Annotated in this window: 17 protein-coding genes; all 17 read right to left on the bottom strand. The window is 45.9% G+C overall.

The features are described 5' to 3' along the window. Nucleotides 1-56 precede the first annotated feature (56 nt). Nucleotides 57-974 (bottom strand): hypothetical protein, encoded by a 918-nt coding sequence (locus tag ACOGW3_RS08740; RefSeq protein WP_419902618.1) that lies wholly within the window; start codon nt 972-974, stop codon nt 57-59. After that, a complete protein-coding gene (locus ACOGW3_RS08735; protein WP_419902617.1) occupies nt 968-1,516 on the bottom strand; it encodes a GNAT family N-acetyltransferase in 549 nt (182 codons plus the stop codon). Before ACOGW3_RS08735 ends, ACOGW3_RS08740 begins: the two co-directional genes overlap by 7 nt. Next, nucleotides 1,513-2,805 (bottom strand): DegT/DnrJ/EryC1/StrS family aminotransferase, encoded by a 1,293-nt coding sequence (locus ACOGW3_RS08730; RefSeq protein WP_419902616.1) that lies wholly within the window; start codon nt 2,803-2,805, stop codon nt 1,513-1,515. The genes ACOGW3_RS08735 and ACOGW3_RS08730 overlap by 4 nt, the downstream gene beginning before the upstream one ends. After that, the gene (locus tag ACOGW3_RS08725) at nt 2,802-3,767 is read right to left on the bottom strand and encodes a Gfo/Idh/MocA family protein (protein WP_419902615.1); all 966 of its coding nucleotides are present in this window, start codon (nt 3,765-3,767) and stop codon (nt 2,802-2,804) included. The genes ACOGW3_RS08730 and ACOGW3_RS08725 overlap by 4 nt, the downstream gene beginning before the upstream one ends. Then, the gene (locus tag ACOGW3_RS08720; protein WP_419902614.1) at nt 3,767-4,507 is read right to left on the bottom strand and encodes a cytidylyltransferase domain-containing protein; all 741 of its coding nucleotides are present in this window, start codon (nt 4,505-4,507) and stop codon (nt 3,767-3,769) included. The genes ACOGW3_RS08725 and ACOGW3_RS08720 overlap by 1 nt, the downstream gene beginning before the upstream one ends. A gap of 30 nt (nt 4,508-4,537) precedes the next feature. After that, nucleotides 4,538-5,236, bottom strand: a complete 699-nt coding sequence (locus tag ACOGW3_RS08715; protein ID WP_419902613.1) for a cytidylyltransferase domain-containing protein — start codon at nt 5,234-5,236, stop codon at nt 4,538-4,540. Then, nucleotides 5,233-5,937: a WbqC family protein gene (locus tag ACOGW3_RS08710; protein ID WP_419902612.1), complete on the bottom strand. Its 705-nt coding sequence runs from the start codon at nt 5,935-5,937 to the stop codon at nt 5,233-5,235. The genes ACOGW3_RS08715 and ACOGW3_RS08710 overlap by 4 nt, the downstream gene beginning before the upstream one ends. After that, a complete protein-coding gene (locus ACOGW3_RS08705; protein ID WP_419902611.1) occupies nt 5,934-6,848 on the bottom strand; it encodes a hypothetical protein in 915 nt (304 codons plus the stop codon). The genes ACOGW3_RS08710 and ACOGW3_RS08705 overlap by 4 nt, the downstream gene beginning before the upstream one ends. A 1-nt stretch (nt 6,849) precedes the next feature. Next, nucleotides 6,850-7,536, bottom strand: coding sequence for an acetyltransferase (locus ACOGW3_RS08700; protein WP_419902610.1), 687 nt, complete (start codon nt 7,534-7,536; stop codon nt 6,850-6,852). A 75-nt stretch (nt 7,537-7,611) separates the two neighbouring features. Next, nucleotides 7,612-8,628 (bottom strand): N-acetylneuraminate synthase family protein, encoded by a 1,017-nt coding sequence (locus tag ACOGW3_RS08695; RefSeq protein ID WP_419902609.1) that lies wholly within the window; start codon nt 8,626-8,628, stop codon nt 7,612-7,614. Further along, on the bottom strand, nt 8,610-9,686 hold the full coding sequence (locus ACOGW3_RS08690) for a hypothetical protein (RefSeq protein WP_419902608.1): 1,077 nt from the start codon (nt 9,684-9,686) through the stop codon (nt 8,610-8,612). Before ACOGW3_RS08690 ends, ACOGW3_RS08695 begins: the two co-directional genes overlap by 19 nt. Before the next feature lie 27 nt (nt 9,687-9,713). Continuing rightward, nucleotides 9,714-11,018: an aminotransferase class III-fold pyridoxal phosphate-dependent enzyme gene (locus tag ACOGW3_RS08685; protein WP_419902607.1), complete on the bottom strand. Its 1,305-nt coding sequence runs from the start codon at nt 11,016-11,018 to the stop codon at nt 9,714-9,716. Nucleotides 11,019-11,044: 26 nt separating this feature from the next. Then, nucleotides 11,045-11,938, bottom strand: coding sequence for an aldo/keto reductase (locus ACOGW3_RS08680; RefSeq protein ID WP_419902606.1), 894 nt, complete (start codon nt 11,936-11,938; stop codon nt 11,045-11,047). Between the two features lie 2 nt (nt 11,939-11,940). Beyond that, nucleotides 11,941-13,101, bottom strand: a complete 1,161-nt coding sequence (pseC, locus tag ACOGW3_RS08675) for a UDP-4-amino-4,6-dideoxy-N-acetyl-beta-L-altrosamine transaminase (RefSeq protein ID WP_419902605.1) — start codon at nt 13,099-13,101, stop codon at nt 11,941-11,943. A gap of 5 nt (nt 13,102-13,106) precedes the next feature. Continuing rightward, nucleotides 13,107-14,105, bottom strand: coding sequence for a UDP-N-acetylglucosamine 4,6-dehydratase (inverting) (pseB, locus tag ACOGW3_RS08670; protein ID WP_419902604.1), 999 nt, complete (start codon nt 14,103-14,105; stop codon nt 13,107-13,109). A 7-nt stretch (nt 14,106-14,112) separates the two neighbouring features. Continuing rightward, nucleotides 14,113-15,894, bottom strand: coding sequence for an ABC transporter ATP-binding protein (locus tag ACOGW3_RS08665; protein WP_419902603.1), 1,782 nt, complete (start codon nt 15,892-15,894; stop codon nt 14,113-14,115). Nucleotides 15,895-16,039: 145 nt separating this feature from the next. After that, complete coding sequence (gmd, locus tag ACOGW3_RS08660; RefSeq protein ID WP_419902602.1) at nt 16,040-17,194, bottom strand: GDP-mannose 4,6-dehydratase; 1,155 nt, start codon at nt 17,192-17,194, stop codon at nt 16,040-16,042. Nucleotides 17,195-17,199 lie beyond the last annotated feature (5 nt).

The following is a 17,199-nucleotide window of genomic DNA, read 5'->3' as shown; positions in this document are numbered from 1 at the left end:
ATGACCTTACAGGGACCGTCAAAATTTTTCCACGCAAACGTCTCTCTGCGTTTCGATTATGATTTACCCTGCACAATTTCTTGATCCTCCAGCCATTTAACAAACTCTGACATTGCTTCTACTTCCTTATGAGGAAGCCGCATAACTTTACTATTCGGGGGCAGGCAACAAACGACACGCTTTCTTGCAATGAGTCCCACTACCATTGCCATAGTTCCTCCTCCAACGACAACGTCGCTTTCTGCGATTTGCTCCTCAAGAGATTTAATCTCCCCAGTGGTAATAGGCAAATCAAACTCTTCACTCGCCCAGTCGTATTTGTCGTGAGATTCTCGAGGATGAGCGCGAAGAGTAATGCGATGTATCTTTTGAGACAGGGCCTGCAAATTCGATAAGAAATATCTCATAGCTTCTTCTTCGGTATGCCCCCAGTACCGCTCGTTTCCAAAGAGAGACAGCCCCTCATTACGCAAGGGTTCGCACACAAAGAGGATCCGCAGTCCCTGTCCATCCCTAGATCCAACCGGAATTTCGGCGAACTTATCTGCTAAGTCCATAAAATAAGCATTCGCCACCAGCTTCACAGCCGATTCCGGAATTTCGCTCTCTACCAATCGATAGGCAATTTCATCCCCTGCCCAAATTTCGTCAGGAAAGCAACTTGCTTCATTGCGAACAAAGCGTTGTTGATAGTTTATCCAGTGATCAAGGACGGCAACTGTCCAAATATTACTTTCTCGCGCCTGCTTCAGAGCGGTCCACTCAAAGTCAGACAGAATACTTGTTCCACAAAGCAGCCGATCACAATTTCCAAGAAGATCTTCTAATAACCTGTTTTCTATTTCGCCTAGTTTTCGCTCGAATATTTTTTTTGCAGGACCTTCCAAACAGAAAAGACACTCAATATTGTTGCGACGTATATAGCTTGAGAGTATCTCAGCCCCACCTGCATCGTGAGCGACAATACCTAGCATTCAACCTGCTCTCGGTCTAGAAACTCATCTCTAAGCACACCAAACTCAAGCATATCTACCCACTCTCCATCCAAGAACAGATGCTTTCTACGTCGCCCTTCTTCCTGCATTCCCAGTTTCTGCGCCAACTTTTTCATACCAAAATTATTCTCAGCCGTCCCACAATATATTCTCGTCAAATTCAATTTGAGAAAGCCATGGCGAAATAAAGTCCGGCCGACATCCAAACCAAGCGATTTTCCCCAATGCCGTCTGTCCCCAATCAAGATCGCAAACTCAGCATTTCGATTTACAAAAGATAAGCCTTGCAGACTAACGTTTCCAATGTGCCCATCTGCTTTATGGCAAACTGCCCAGACCACTCGATCTTCACGATTGAGTCCTTCATAAAATTCTTGAAACCAATTTTGCGTTTTGGGAAATTTTCCGTGGGAATTGTATCGCGTAGCCTTCTGGTCCTCAAACCAGGCTGGATAGGCGTTCCCCAGATCACTCTCGCGTAAAGCCCTGACATAATAGTCGTTTGGTAGCTGGTAAATCACCCAAGCGCCTCCAGATTTCGCCATACCTTGCGGAAAGCTTCAATAATCAGACCGACATCTTCATCAATGTAGTCGAAACTGCAAATTCCAAAGCCCAAGAAACGGCGTTCATGCATTTCCTCCGCAACAGGGCATATGCCTTTAGCGTAACTGACATCCCGCTGACAAATGTCAGATGTCCATGGAAAGCCCTTGCTACCATACGCAATTTTCTTTTGGTACATTGGCAATAAGTAAAGGTTCTCGTAGCGGGCGGCCAAAGCAGGAACCCCCTCCGCAATGAGTGCCTTGTGTATCATTTCGCGATTAGCTCCAGCAACATCAGGGTCTACTTGCATCGAATAGACATAATAGGCGTGCGTGCAACCGGGTTTCACTACGGGGGTCTTTAGGCCATTTAAACCAGCAAGGCCTCGGTCCAGTTTTTGTGCAATCGTTTGGCGTGACTCCACTTGTCGTTTCAGTTTTTTCAACTGTTCAATGCCGATGGCACTTTCAATCTCTCCGAGTCTGAAATTGAAACCAATCATATTGCTTAAGTTCGTCACACCCTTGTCTTCAACAATAACCTCTGCATGGTTTCTAATTAGGCGGAGTCGGTCTGCTAATTCATCATCATCTGTGACGAGGATGCCACCTTCACCGGTATGAATGTGCTTGTGGTAGTTAAGGCTGTACCCCCCAATATCTGCAAGCGTACCAGCGTATTTGCCGTTATAGGTCGCCATGGGGGCCTGAGCGGTATCAGAAATGACCCTCAATCCATGTCGCTTGGCGATATCCAAAAGAGCATCCATATCGGCTGAATGACCTGCAATATCTACAGACAAAATTGCTTTGGTGTAAGGCGTGATGTTTGCTTCGACAGATTTTGGATCCAGACAGAATGTTTCCGGCTCAATGTCAGCAAAGACGGGAATTGCATTCCAGTGTAGAATTGCAGTCGCTGTGGCAGACATGGTCCAGGGGCTAACAATGACTTCATCTCCAGGCTCAATCCCAATGGCTCCAACCGCAGCGACCAGACCTGATGTCCAGGAGTTCACCGTCACCGCATGCTTTACACCAAAGTAGCTTTCGCACATGCGCTCAAACTCCTGCACCTTTGGCCCTCCAAAGAAATCAGGATGCCAGCGCCCCAAGAACTGCGACAATACACCACTTTCTATGACATCTTTAGCCGCATTCACCTCTTCTTGACCTAGCGGATTGTAGCGAGCAAATTCCTTTTTAATGGTTTTCTCACCACCTAGGAGTGCAAGTTTCTGATTTTGAGGCTGTCCGGTCATACTGCGGCCCTTATATTCATTAAGAATTCAAGTGTTTGCAAAGCATTCTCTCCACGACAGAGGGAGGAATCTCCGCCATTCAGTTCAATAGCCAATTGGTCTGCTACATGCCACTGTGTTCTGTAGCTCTCTGAGGGGATCTCCTCTTCAACAGAGGATAAAACAGTATAGTTTTCAAAAACAGGATCTTGTTCAGCCCTCTGCCACACGATCCGCGCGCCCCCTTGAAGGCACCGTAACCTTCCATTTGGCGCGATCAAATCAACTTCATGAAAAGAATAATTTTCTTTTTGCGCAGCCAAGAGTGTAACGGTGCCCTTTTCAAAATTTATCTGCACGTCCGGCTCAACGTCCAGATCCTCTGATGCCGCACCAGGAGCAATAATATAAAAGGAATCAGCTTTCCCCAACCAGAATTCCAGGAGATCTACGAAATGGGCACCATTGTGGAGTAGTCCCTTCGTATACCAAGTCACCCCCTTCACAGGTGTCTTAACCTCTCCCTGCAATAGGCGCCGCTTGACCTCCCGAACACTAGGCTCAGCCCTGCGAAGGAAGTTAACAAAAAGCTTGCACTCCTTTTCAGCACAGGAGTTCACCATCTCTTGCGCAGCTTGCAACCGATAGGATAAAGGCTTCTCACAAAGGATCGCTTTGGGGGAGCTGAACTCCAGTACAGTTCGCACAATTGGAGCGTGGGAGTCCGTGGAGGAAGATACAACCACAACATCAGGTGCCCCCGCCTTCAGCATTGTCTCCAAGTCATCACCAGCTGGACAGTTGTACTTCTCTGAGAAACGTGCGCATTGTTTTTGGGAACTATCAACGCCACCCACAAGTTCAAATTGGGGGTGGACAGAAAAAGCGCGCGCATGGCTAAGTACAACATCGTTGATGGTATTCGAGTAGTCATACTCGCTGCCAACCTGCCCCAGGCCAATGATGAGAACCTTAAACATCATTACTGTGGTCGCACGTTAGTTCGGCTTATATCATCATTGATCCCAAGCCATTCGGGGTTGTTTTTCAGAGTATCAATGATTGCACCACACCCAAACAACGGATCATCCTTCCCCAGATGCTCGATCAACTTGGTGAGCAGTTGATAATCCGCAGGTTCGTCCAATGTCAGCCCTAAGCCAGGCCAGTGTAAAGACGGCGGAGCAATCAAATAGGCATGCTTAAAAAGATCGGGATTATTCACCATGTGGCGAGAAACATGCTCACGATCCAGAGGATCATCGGTCATAGAGGCCGACATTCGCAGTGCATCAACAGTAAACACCTGTGTATCCATACCATCCGGATAGCTGCTGATGTATGAGTTTGCGGCATACGCTGCATTGTTTCGAAGGAAAACCCGGATCGTCTGCTCGACAAGATCGGGATCAATGACCGGGCAATCCCCCGTAATTTCAACAACAATATCCCCACCAACGGACTCAGCGGCGCCAAGAACGCGCCCCATAACATCTTCTTCGCTACCACGGAACACGGCGATTCCGTATTTCTTCGCAAAGTCAGCAAGGACATCGTCGGCCTCCAGAGTACTCGTGGCGAGAACGATTTCGTCAATTGATGACACAGCCTTTAAACGGCGAACCAAATGGGCGAGCATTGGTCTGCCGAGGGCTGGCAACAAGACTTTCCCCGGTAATCGAGTAGAACCCATTCGAGCTTCAATTGTTGCAACAATCTTCACGTCGTTTCCACCTTCGTAACTGCCTTAAATTTAAAGCGAATTCCAACTTCGAAAGATAGCCTCGGCCAGCTTCCAATCCTGTTCGTCGTCAATATCGATTGCAGTCCCTTTAGAAAGCTCGTAACCGATATAGTCTACATCTGATCCAGCACCCTGTGACCCCAAAATGATACTAGCCGGAAAAATCGAGAAGGATCCCGCATCAAAATATCTTTTTTCCAGATCCTGCGACCGTACGGCAAACATGCCAGGTTGCAGCGGTAGTAGCCGACCATCCTCTTCGCGCTTAAATGCCCATTCAACCGGAACAGGATATTCACAAACTCCCAAAAGAGGTGACTTAGCACCTGCATCAACAAAGAGTTTTTCAGCGTTGATCAAATCTTTGGTTGAGGTCAAAGGAGCACAGGCCATCAGCAACCAGACCTGATCGAATTCCTGCCCTCGTCGTTTGTATTCTTCCGCGACAAATTTCATCACCGGCATGATAGGCGTCATGTCGTCAGCAAGACTAGCGGGGCGCATGAAATCAACCGGAAATCCATGATCAACAACGACTTTGGCAATCTGCTCACAATCTGTCGAAACATGAATAGCATCAAAAAGTCCACTCTCACACGCAGCCTTGAGGATATGAACAGCCATCGGCATTCCACAGAAATCACGGATATTTTTCTGCGGAATGCGTTTTGAGCCCCCACGAGCAGGAATAATTGCCAAGCGTTTCATGATGATATTTCACATCCTTCCGTAATTAAACCGAAGCCTTTATCTCCACAGTTAAACAGCAAGTCAATACATGACATGTACGGTAAAAAGTCTCCATACATCTGGGGATATACTGGGTGATTAAAATTAAAATATCGAACGGGAAGATCAGCCCTTAAAAAGACATCTGTTTCATTCAGATAGCTTTTAGAACCCGGAGGCGAGACATATTCAGTAGCCTCAAGCCCTTGACAAAGAGACAACAGTAGATCTGCTTTCACCCCCTCTCCATGAATTTCACTGGATCGCACCACAGGCGTATTAATATTCAAGAGATCTTTGATGCACTGGATCAGGTCGATATTCAAATCAACCAAGCGGTTATAAGATTTATTGTACAGCTCCAATATCGGTTGCCCCATTACATCGAAGTTAGGCGCCTTACGATAACTGTGCTCGATGACTTGCCGGTGATTAGTGAAAGATTTTGGCCCTAGATCGAGTTCCACTTCACAAATCTTCTGATCTCGCTTCCCTTTTGACATGACCGGAACAGAAAGCCATTGAGCCCCGTTGGCAGTTTTGATCTGATTTCTCTGTTGCCAAGAGCGCTTGGCAAACTGAACGGAATCCAATAGTACGAAAGTGTCCACCGATTGCATCAGGCCAAAGTATCCAATCCACGGAAGATAGGTGGGTTGCATTATGGCAATGCGCTTCATTCTTCTACTGCCAATCCGATGCCGTCAAAACCGTAATTATTACCGTTGTAGAACATGAAATGCCGCCCTTCGTAAGATACAACGGCTGCATATTCGATCATGTCTCTATCAAAGCCAGTATTGCTGACATCTATACCAGATAGATCATCACGACGATCCCAATTGATACCATCTTCTGATTCCGCATAGCTCAACCGATAGGCAGCGCCCTTGTGAGCAAACCACATTTTCCAAATATCATCTTCGAAGATGACATAAGGTCGGGCCAGTGCGTTCTCGGAACTATCTTTGAAATCGATACAGACATGCCCATCTCTTTGCCACATTTTACCATCGTTTGAACGCGCTATTTTGATGTTGTATCGTGGTAGGTCTTTATGGAGCCAAGAACAACCTGAGACATAGTACATGCGATATTCGCCATCAGACTTAACAACCCAAGGAGCAGTATTGAGAAATGGATCAGTGATACATCGTTCGATGATTGGCGCCCTAGAATAGCGTTGAAAAGACTGTCCCCCGTCCTTGCTGATTGCCAGTCCACCAAACAGATGCATTCGGACGGTGGAGCCAGGATTCCAACCGATGTAATAAAGAGCTTTCTCACCATTCTCAAGATCAATAAGGCATGATGGCGTAACACCATTATCATCAAAGCAGCCGAGATCTCCTGGGCACAAAATAGGCCCATCACTATAGCGTACTACCTTAAAAGGTTCGTTTAAATCAACATCTGCCCATGCGATATGAGATTGATTGTTCTCATTCCGACCGGAATAGTAGACTCTGAAGAGGCCCCCACCTAAAGATTCCGGAGTTGGAATCATTGCGTGTGTAAGAGACCACCATTTTTCAGTTTCGGGCTTTAGGAAAAGCCCAAGCTTTTTCCATCGTATCGGTTTTGTAAACATTTTATACCCTAAAGTATGTTCGCTTTAATGCGCGAGCGCGACGATTGTCTTCTGTGAATATTTCGGCCGAAGCCCCCAGTGCAACCGCACCGTTAGCCATATCCTTGTTAACCGAGGCATCCATGGCCACGAAACAATCATCACCAATGGTTGTAAAATCTTTTATAGTCGCATTTACACCCAAGAAACAACGCTTCCCTATTCTGCTATGGCCAGAAATAACAACGTGTGAAGCGATATAGCTATGATCACCAATCACACTGCCATGGCCAATATGGTTGCCTGACCAAACCATAACATTGTTCCCAATCTCGACAGTCGGCTGAACGGTTTGATTTTCAAGTATAAAACAGTTGTCACCAATTTTGAGATCTGGCCAGATTACGGATTTTGAGCAGACATATGATGGCAATTGATACCCTGCAGCCTTTGCCTGTTTGTACTTTTGCTCTCGCAATTGATTGAGCTTTGCATAAGACAGAGCTACATGCATTGAACAATCTTCAGGTGGGAACCGCTGAGCGACCTCACTAAACGGAACCAAAGGTAAGCCCTGGAATTGATCAGCTTCCACAAACTCATCGTCAACCGTAAAGCCAACAACCTGATAGTTGCTGTCATTATCAAAGTAGAATTTAGCTAATTCTGCGATCTCAGCAGAACCAAAGAGCACAAGAGGTTGTGACATTTTAAATTTCCACTCCTAGAAAACAGCTCTATAAAGCTGCTCAAAACGATTCCCACTAAAAATATGGAGGTATCTCTATTCTTTAAAACTAAGATGCTTCCACGTAAGAGGTACTCCAGCCTTTAAAGCGACTGTTAGCCGAGCACCAACAACGGATGGAGCATAGCGCTCCCTCAGCCCCAACGCTGGGCGTTTCACGTCTAGATCAGAAGCCGTTATCACATCACCTTCAGCCATATCTCTGATAAGATATAGTCCCTCGCGGCGACCAATTTCTCGTTCTTTGGGAAGCATCTCTTTTTCAGCACAACCTAGGGACTGGTAGGCCTCATGTATACCATCGACATAAGCCTTCAGTTCAGCCGGCTCAAGTGCGTAGAAATGGTCAGGACCTTCCGAATTCCTGTCGAGGGTAAAGTGTTTCTCAAAAATATTTGCCCCAAGCCCAACAGCAGCGATTGAAGCTGTCTGCCCTAGAGTATGATCAGAAAAGCCTGTGGGGCATCCAAATCGATTTTCTAGGGTTGTGATAACTCGAAGGTTTGCCAGCTCAGAGGGGAGGGGATACATAGCTCCGCACTGCATAAGAATAATATTATTATTCCCAGTTGCTCGACAAACGTTAACAGCTTCTTCAATATCAACCATGTCACACATCCCCGTCGATATGATAATTGGCTTACCCGTCAAAGCAGCGTAGTGAAGGAATTGTAAGTTTGTTGTCTCTGAGGAAGCAATCTTATGTGTGGGTACATCGACAGATTCCAACACATCAAGAGAAGTGGTGTCAAATGCAGAAGCCATAAAATGGATGCCGCGCTTTTTTGCATGCTCAGCGAGTAGCGGAACCCACTCGGGATTCAACTCGATGGACTTAAAAATATCATGCAACTCACCTCCATCGGGATAAAGAAAGTTTGCACGAAACAACTGAAATTTAACCGCATTTGCTCCGGCATCGGCAGCGACATCGATCATGCTTCGAGCAGTATTGAGGTCCTGATTGAAATTGGAACCAGCTTCGGCAATGACATATGGTGCCGCATTGTCCCCAACTACGGTGTCATTGATCATTACATTTTTCTTTTGCACGTTAGCTCCTTCGTGAATTCTGCAATCAGCCGATGCGCGCCTCTTCCATCGAAGAGTTTAAGGCCAGTTTGCATCATGTTTTCTCTCAATAGAAAATTATCGAGAAGTTCGAGTGTTTTTTCTGCAAATTCCAATGTTTGAGGCGCTACACCTATATCCAAAGCGGTTCCTAAACCTGAGAATGTGCTGTTAGTATGGTCGTGAAACTCGTCAATGGAAAAGAGAATGGCAGGAGTGCCTGTCGCTGCAAGTTCATATTTGGTCAAGCCTGATGCCGATATTGCAAGGTCACACCACGCCATGTGTTCGGCCAAATTATTTGGTTTATCAATAAGGGAAATTTGATGCTTTGAGGCTGAGCAAAGTCCGTTGATTTTTGATTTGAGACTTTCATCAAAAAATGGACCCATCACTACACGTATCAGTAACGATAGTTCGAGACTCTCCAAACCCTCCAATATGGCTGGCGTCATCGCAATCGGATCGCTCCCTCCACAAGTAATGAGTACGCAATCTGCTTGCAATCTGACAGAGCGAGAAGTTATCTCATTATACGGTGGGGCCAAAAAGGCATATTTTGCACCATGCAATTGACGTTCCCCCACCTTTTGAATACCGTCAAGAGTATTACTATCCATAACGTATGGAAGAATCAAAAGGTCAATGGGCGCATCTGGAAACCGCACCGCGAGAGACTGTTCACCCAACGAATCAATAACTGCAATAACCACTGCAGTCTGTGCGATCTCGGCGAAAAATCGTTCGTAACGTGTAGTGGTATTAAAGAAGGAGCTGTGCACCAGGTCGAGCAGTGTGACGTCAAATCTTTTCTTTGCGAAATTTGATAGGTTAATAGTATTTGAGGTTAGTTTATTGGTAGGTAGCACAGTATAGCGATACCCTTTTGTTGCCATGAAAGCCGCAACATCATTATTCCCATAAACGAGGAACTCGGCACTAATTTGATCAGTCGTGATTGTGGATGCAATCGATAGGCAACGGTTCAAATGGCCAAAGCCAACTTCTGCATCGGCGATTGTTACAAAAAGCAAGCGCATGGAAAAGGGTACCGCTTCAATCAGGTGTCAATTCAGCCGTTTGAAACCACCATGGCAAACAGGCCCGTTCAAGAGAGCATTCACATCTCGACCATCCTCACACTCTTTGATCAAAGCGAAAATCGGATCCAGCGCGTCAAAATAGCCATCAATGACCTCAGGAGTGTGTTCAGTGCAGGCAAAGATCAAGTTCGTGGCCAAATACCCTTTTACGAGCATTTCCTGAGTGATCAGGGTCTTGTAGGCAAGCATGTTTGAAGAATCAAAGCCGAAGCTGGTTATCGCAGGAATACCATTGGTCACGAGAGGCAGGTCATATTTTTGACCAAGCTCATTCCAACGGGCTGTAATATTTTGACCAGTTTCTGTAATTTGCTCCCATGATCTAGTCTGCTCCATAACCTCAAGCGTCTTGATAGCTGCACTTGGCCCAATGCGCTCCGTCCAAAAGGTACTGCTGATAAAGGTTGATTGAGCATTCTCCATGATTTCACGACGCCCAATAACAGCCGTTAAAGCATAACCATTACCAATTGCCTTTCCAAAAACCGCCATGTCAGGTTCTACGCCATACATTTTGTGAATACCGCCGTAGGTTTGACGGAAGCCAGAGGTACACTCGTCAAAAATCAGGACGATACCGTTCTTCGTTGCAAGGTCACGAACTTTTTGCAGGAAATTGTCTTCCGGTCCTTTGTTTCGAGTAACCTCCATCTTGATGACGCCGATACCGTGCTCGGCAACCAGATTTTCAAGCTCTTCAAACTGGTTGTATTTGAATGGTAGAACTGTACCCCCAAGGTCCTGTGGCACACCTTTCGGATCAAGTCCGGGCAACAGATGGCCTGACAGGTTTTTGTCATCTCCCAGGTTGGCGGCTAGATACCAATCGTGCCAACCATGGTAGCCACAGATGGCGACTTTATCTTTACCTGCAGCAGCTCTTGCAATCCGAATAGCAATGGCATTTGCTTCTCCACCCGAGCGGGAAAATCGTGCCATATCTGCCCAGGGATGCAACTCCACAAGCTTTTCCGCGAGGTATACCTCTTCTGGGCAGTTGAATGTCGACATATTGCCCGCAGTAACAGTATTTCGAACGGCTTCGTCTACTTCAGGGTGACCATAACCGAGTGTATTGGTGCCGATACCCATGATGGACATGTCGATGTATTCATTATCATCCAGGTCCCATACTCGGCAGCCGCTCGCTTTGCTGAAATACGCAGGCCATTGATCAGGGAGGAACATTTCGGCTCTTTTGGATAGGAGCATGTTACCACCAGGGATGATTTCTTTGGCACGTTGCCAGAGTTTTTGACCACTTTTCATGATGTGCTTCATTTTAATTGTTGAGATTAGAGGCCCGGCCAATTTGCCGGGTTTATCAAGAGTTCATCGGTGCTGGAGATACTGGGGAGTTCTATTTTTTCTCCCTGAGGTAAGGCTCTTAGAATTTGCTGCATTTGTATGACGCTGTCAGCTCCAACCAAAACATGATCGATCTCAGGAAGAGAAAGAGGATATGCTACGCTAGCTTTCAATGCTGTTTCAGTATTTATATCCAGCCATTGATGCCATTCTCTCCAAAGGTTATCCCACTTAGAAAACTTGGAAGGTCGCTCTTGTTCGGGTATCAATAAAAGCCCCTGTAAGAACGTTGAACGCGTATGAATTTCGACATTTCGCTCTTTTAATCGACTTAACCAACCACTCTCGAACAGTCGACGATCGATAAGGTTAAGGGGGCCTTGAACCAAGTCAAAAGTAAATTGAGCAAAAAGGCTTTCCAACTCGTCAGGGGAATATACAGAAATACCAATTTTTCGTGTCAATGATAGATTCTGCGCTTCAAGCATAGCATTATACAGCGACTGACCATTTGCCCCCAAGAGCTCCAACGGTCTATGTAAAAGTAAGCCGTGCAATTGAGACACGTTCAGCCTATTCAATGAAGCCTTTACCTGATCCAAGACCCACTCTTCAATATTTGTGATATCTTCTGGCATCGGTGGTAGTTTACTTACGATTTTATAATCAGGAACACCAATCGCACCTAGACAGCTCTCGCTGTCTCCATAACCAATCGCTGTATCAATCATTTCAAGACTATGTGATCTTGCTAGCTTGAGGATTTGATGAGCTTCTCCTTGGGAAACTTGACCTCTTTTGTTTGCTACTCCATAGGGGAGACCAAATTGTACCGTTCCAAGAGCAAGCCGCTTAGCGGGAGAAGGCAACTTATTTTCCAAAATCACCCTCTTAAAGCAGACTTTAAAGAAGAAATAACTGCCTGCTGCTTTTCACGCGTTAAGGTCGGGTAGAGCGGGAGACTAATAGCTTCCTCGTAGTAACGCTCGGCTTCCGGAAAATCTCCGTTGCTAAATCCAAGATTGCGGTAATAGGGCTGAGTGTGCACAGGTATGTAGTGGAGATTTACTCCAATGCCCTGCTCTCTTAAAGAATTGAAAACCTGAAGATGACTAGGAGCACCTTTTCCAAAATCGAGGCGGATGACATAGAGGTGGTAAGCAGAGTATCCTTCTGCACTCTGCCAAGGTGTTGCTACCGAGAGCTCACTTAAAGCTTCATTATAGCGATCTGCCAGTTCATGGCGTCTGGCCACATAATCATCGAGGCGCGAAATCTGACTACAACCTAGAGCAGCTTGAAGATCCGTCATCCGATAATTGAAACCCAGATCAATTTGCTGGTAATACCATGGACCATCCGACCCATGCGTCATCAGATCAGGCGCACGTGTAATTCCGTGGCTTCGAAGCAACTCCATCTTCTGAGCCAACCTGCAATCATTCGTCAGCGCCATTCCTCCTTCACCCGTTGTAATGATTTTCACAGGGTGAAAGCTAAACACTGCAATGTCGCTGTAGCGGCAGTTTCCTATTGGCTCTCCTTTGTAGCGACCACCAATGGCGTGTGAAGCGTCTTCTATAATTTTAAAGTCGTACTCTTGAGCAAGCGATTGTATCCCAACCATATCGGCGGACTGCCCACATAGATGAACGGGGATTACAATCTTCGGTAGATGTCCCTTCGTCTGCGCGATTTTTAATTTTTCAGCCAATGAAGAGACCGACATTGTATAGGATTGCGGGTCAATATCGACAAAATCGACCTCAGCCCCACAATAGAGAGCACAGTTCGCACTGGCCACAAAGGTCGTAGGCACTGTCCAGAGAAGATCCCCTTTACCCAACCCTAAAGCAAGACAAGCAAGGTGTAATGCACTGGTCGCACTGCTTACAGCTACTGCATTATTAACCCCGCAATAATCAGAAACCAACTCCTCAAAACGAGGCACAGAGGGCCCCTGTGTCAAAAAATCAGACTGTAGAACTTCTGTTACAGCTTGAATATCTTCGTCCGTAATATCTTGCCGGCCATAGGGGATCATGGATCTCAAACCTTACCAATCTTTTCAAGGTTAGCTGCAATCCATTCGCGGAGTGTCTCGACGGTCATCCAATCTGCATTATTATCGGAACAATAGGTAAAATCCGGATCAACCAGCTTGCCGTTGTTGATGCGTGAAGGGTCAAGGCTCCAGTTATGAATAGCAGGCAGGATTTTATAATAATCCTCATACTCATAGGTGTAGGGCGCATCCTCAGGAGCAATCATCTGCTCATGCAATTTCTCTCCTGGACGAATGCCGATAATTTTTTGTTTGGCCTCCGGTCCGACTGCTCTAGCAATATCAGTTATGTTCATAGATGGGATTTTCTTCACATAAATCTCTCCGCCAACAGAATCTTCGAAAGCCTTCCAAACCAGATCGACACCTTGCTCCAAAGTGATCATGAAGCGCGTCATACGCTCATCAGTAATGGGCAGCTCTCCCTTCTTGATCAACGACAAGAAAAAAGGAATCACTGAACCGCGGGATCCCATGACATTCCCATAACGCACAACTGAAAATCTAGTATCAGCCTCACCAGCGTAAGAGTTCCCCGCTATAAAGAGCTTGTCGGAAGCCAGTTTGGTTGCACCATACAGATTTGCGGGGCTACTTGCCTTATCCGTGGAAAGGGCTACAACACGCTTAACACCTTGATCGATACAAGCGTCGACCAAGTTCATTGCACCATTGACATTGGTCTTAACGCATTCAAAGGGATTATATTCGGCTGTGGGTACAATCTTTGTCGCGGCAGCATGCACAACGTAATCAATGGAATTTAGCGCACGCGTCAAACGATCCTTATCGCGAACATCTCCAATGAAAAAGCGAACCCGCTCATCGTCCCCGTAGAGTTTTGCCATTTCCCATTGTTTCATTTCATCTCGAGAGTAGATGACCAAACGTCGGGGGTTATATTTTTCCAAAGTCATTGGAACAAAAGAATGTCCGAACGAACCTGTGCCACCAGTAATTAGTATGGATGAATTTTCCAGCATTATTGTATTACTTTAACCCGATTTGAGTATTTTTCATGGTTTGTTTATAAAAGTCTCGATAACTGCCGACACTATTTATTTTACCCTCTTTCACTTCAATTATCTCATTACATGAGCGAAGAGTTGAATACCTGTGTGCTATAAGAATGATCGTCAGATCGTGACTTAAACCGTCAATTGCTTCCATTACGGCTTCTTCGGTTTCATTGTCAAGTGCACTTGTGGCTTCGTCAAAGACGATCACGCTTGCTTTTCGATACAAGGCACGGGCTATCCCAATACGTTGCCTCTGGCCACCGCTTAGTCGAATTCCGCGTTCCCCTACAATCGTCTGATAACCATCTTTCCAACTGTCAATTGCAACTGATATTTGCGCTTGTCGGGCAGCTTCCTGAACTCTTGCTTGGTCGATTTGAGTTTTAGGAAGACCAAAAGCAATATTTTCTGCAATAGTACAATCTGCGAGAAAAATAGTTTGGGGCACATGTGCAAGGAGTTGTTGCCAAGCTTGTTGGTTTTCTCTGTTTAGCTGAGTTCCATCAATTTCAAGGCTACCCTCTGTTGGTTCAAGTAAGCCCATGAGAATATCGATAATTGTACTCTTGCCGCTTCCCGTCGCGCCTATAAAACCCACACGGCTGCCTTTTGGTATTTCAAGATCAACACTTTGTACAACCCAATCATCTTGGGATGTGTATTGAAAAGAAACCTTTTTAAGCTGAATGCTGCTTGTAAAGGGGAGAGGAGGGCGTGTCGGAGATGTCGCGTACTCTGGAAGCGGTTGGTCTAAAAGTTCCAGGGTGTCAATTAGTGAAGTTTGTGATGCCCTGATCGATGACCAGGACTGATAGCCCTGCTGCAATACAGGGAGAAGACGTTGGGCACCCAGGGCAAGAGAGCCAAGAATTGGGATCGCGCCGATCAAACCTTCCGATTGCCGTGTTAGGGTGTAAGCCAGAATAGTCATCAATAGAATCCCGAGGGCTTCCATGAGGAAGCGGGGACTCTGGGCAATAATAACTGTATTTCCTTGTGCCCGTCTGAGGCCGTGGTCTGCCTGACGATAGGCATTACAGTAGGTATTCTGGCTACCGTGGATCAGAACATCACGGATGCCACCTAATCCTTCCTGTAGGGATTTGATTACATCACTGGATTGTTGTGCAACCCGCTTTCCATCGCTTGATAGTTGTTTTCGAGTTAGGCCTATGATCGTTGCATAAATAATACCAAACCCACCAAATGCCGTTAGTGCGGCAACCGGTTCAACAAGCAAGAGGGCAATCATGATCGTTGTCAACATAACCGATCCGCTCAAAAGAGTGAGTATCGGTAAAATGACTCCTGATGTGACTGCAGCTGCCTTGCCGTAAATACCATTTATAACTTCACTACTATTTCGGGAAGCATGAATGGAATAAGGCTGGAACAGGGTCCGCTGATAAATGTTCACCCCAAGCTGATGTCCTGTTGCAAACGAAAGGCGGGTTTGAGCTATCAATAGCAGCAACCGCATAGAGCCTGCGATAATTGCAGCAATTGCAAAAGCAGCGGCTAGGGGGAGGAGTAATTGATCGGGCTCTGTTATTTCCAGAAGCTCTATAGCAGGCTGGATGGCATGGTGGTTAAATACTTTCTCCGGGGCCGACAGCACACCTAAAAAAGGAATCACAGACCCAATACTTACAACTTCAGCTGCTGTCGTAAGTAAAATCAAAATCAATAATAAGCCAAACTGCCAACGTCGAGCTTTATCGATATGTGAATAAAGCCGTTTGAGTAGTGTCAAAACTGACTGGCTATTGCGCTCAAGATGGGACACGTTATCCATGCTTTAGATGGTTCCATCAATTCTGTTATCGCCTGAAATGGCTTGATGATAGCAAAAACTATTCATTGGTAAGCTGTCTGAACCTGTAAACAGAGACAGATCTTTATTCATGGTAGTCCATTACTTTATGGCCGTGTCTTTTAATAAGCTCATCCCGCATGGTGATTTTTAGATCTGCTTGAACCATTTCACTTACGAGTTGCTTGAAGGTTGTTCTCGGGGTCCAGCCAAGTTTTTCCTTTGCTTTGCTAGGATCCCCGAGCAGAGTTTCAACTTCAGTAGGGCGGAAATACCGTGGATCAACAGACACAATTGTTCTTTCTTCGTTGGATAAAGTATTTTCCAACGAAGCTTCTTCTTTCGAAAGGGGAGTAGATGAAACCAATACGCCTCGTTCTTCGACCCCATTTCCTTCCCATCTGATTGTAATGCCGAGCTCTTCGGCGGCGGCATTGACAAAGTCACGTACGCTGTATTGTTCACCTGTTGCAATCACAAAATCTTCAGGCTTGTCTTGTTGAAGCATAAGCCACTGCATTTCTACATAATCTCTGGCATGTCCCCAATCGCGTTTGGCATCAAGATTTCCAAGGTAGAGGCAATCCTGTAAACCCAGTTTTATACGGGCTAAGGCGCGGGTAATTTTGCGGGTGACAAATGTCTCGCCTCTGATCGGGCTTTCGTGGTTAAACAGAATACCGTTACAAGCATAAATTCCATAGGCTTCACGGTAATTGACTGTAATCCAATAAGAGTAGAGCTTGGCTACTGCGTAGGGGCTACGCGGGTAAAAAGGAGTGGTTTCTTTTTGCGGTGTTTCTTGTACTAAACCGTATAGTTCACTTGTCGAAGCTTGGTAAAAACGGGTCTTTTTTTCAAGGCCAAGTATTCGAATGGCCTCCAAAATTCTTAGTGGTCCGAGTGCATCTGAGTTGGCGGTATATTCTGGTTCTTCAAAACTAACCGCAACGTGGCTCTGTGCCGCAAGGTTATATATTTCGTCAGGCTGTACTTCCTGGATAATTCTTATCAAGCTGGAGCTATCTGTTAAATCGCCGTGGTGCAAGAAGAAGCGGACATTTTCCTCATGCCGATCATGATAAAGGTGATCGATGCGATCGGTGTTAAATAGGCTCGAACGGCGCTTGATACCGTGAACAATGTAACCCTTGTCGAGTAAAAACTCGGCGAGGTAAGCGCCATCCTGACCTGTTACACCTGTAATGAGAGCAATTTTTGGAGTTGAGCTTGTATTCATTTTTG

This window comes from Kiloniella sp., from assembly GCF_965205715.1.
Lineage (GTDB): Bacteria > Pseudomonadota > Alphaproteobacteria > Kiloniellales > Kiloniellaceae > Kiloniella.
The sequence above is the reverse complement of the archived record's forward strand: the minus strand, read 5'-3'. Positions and strand labels throughout refer to the sequence as shown.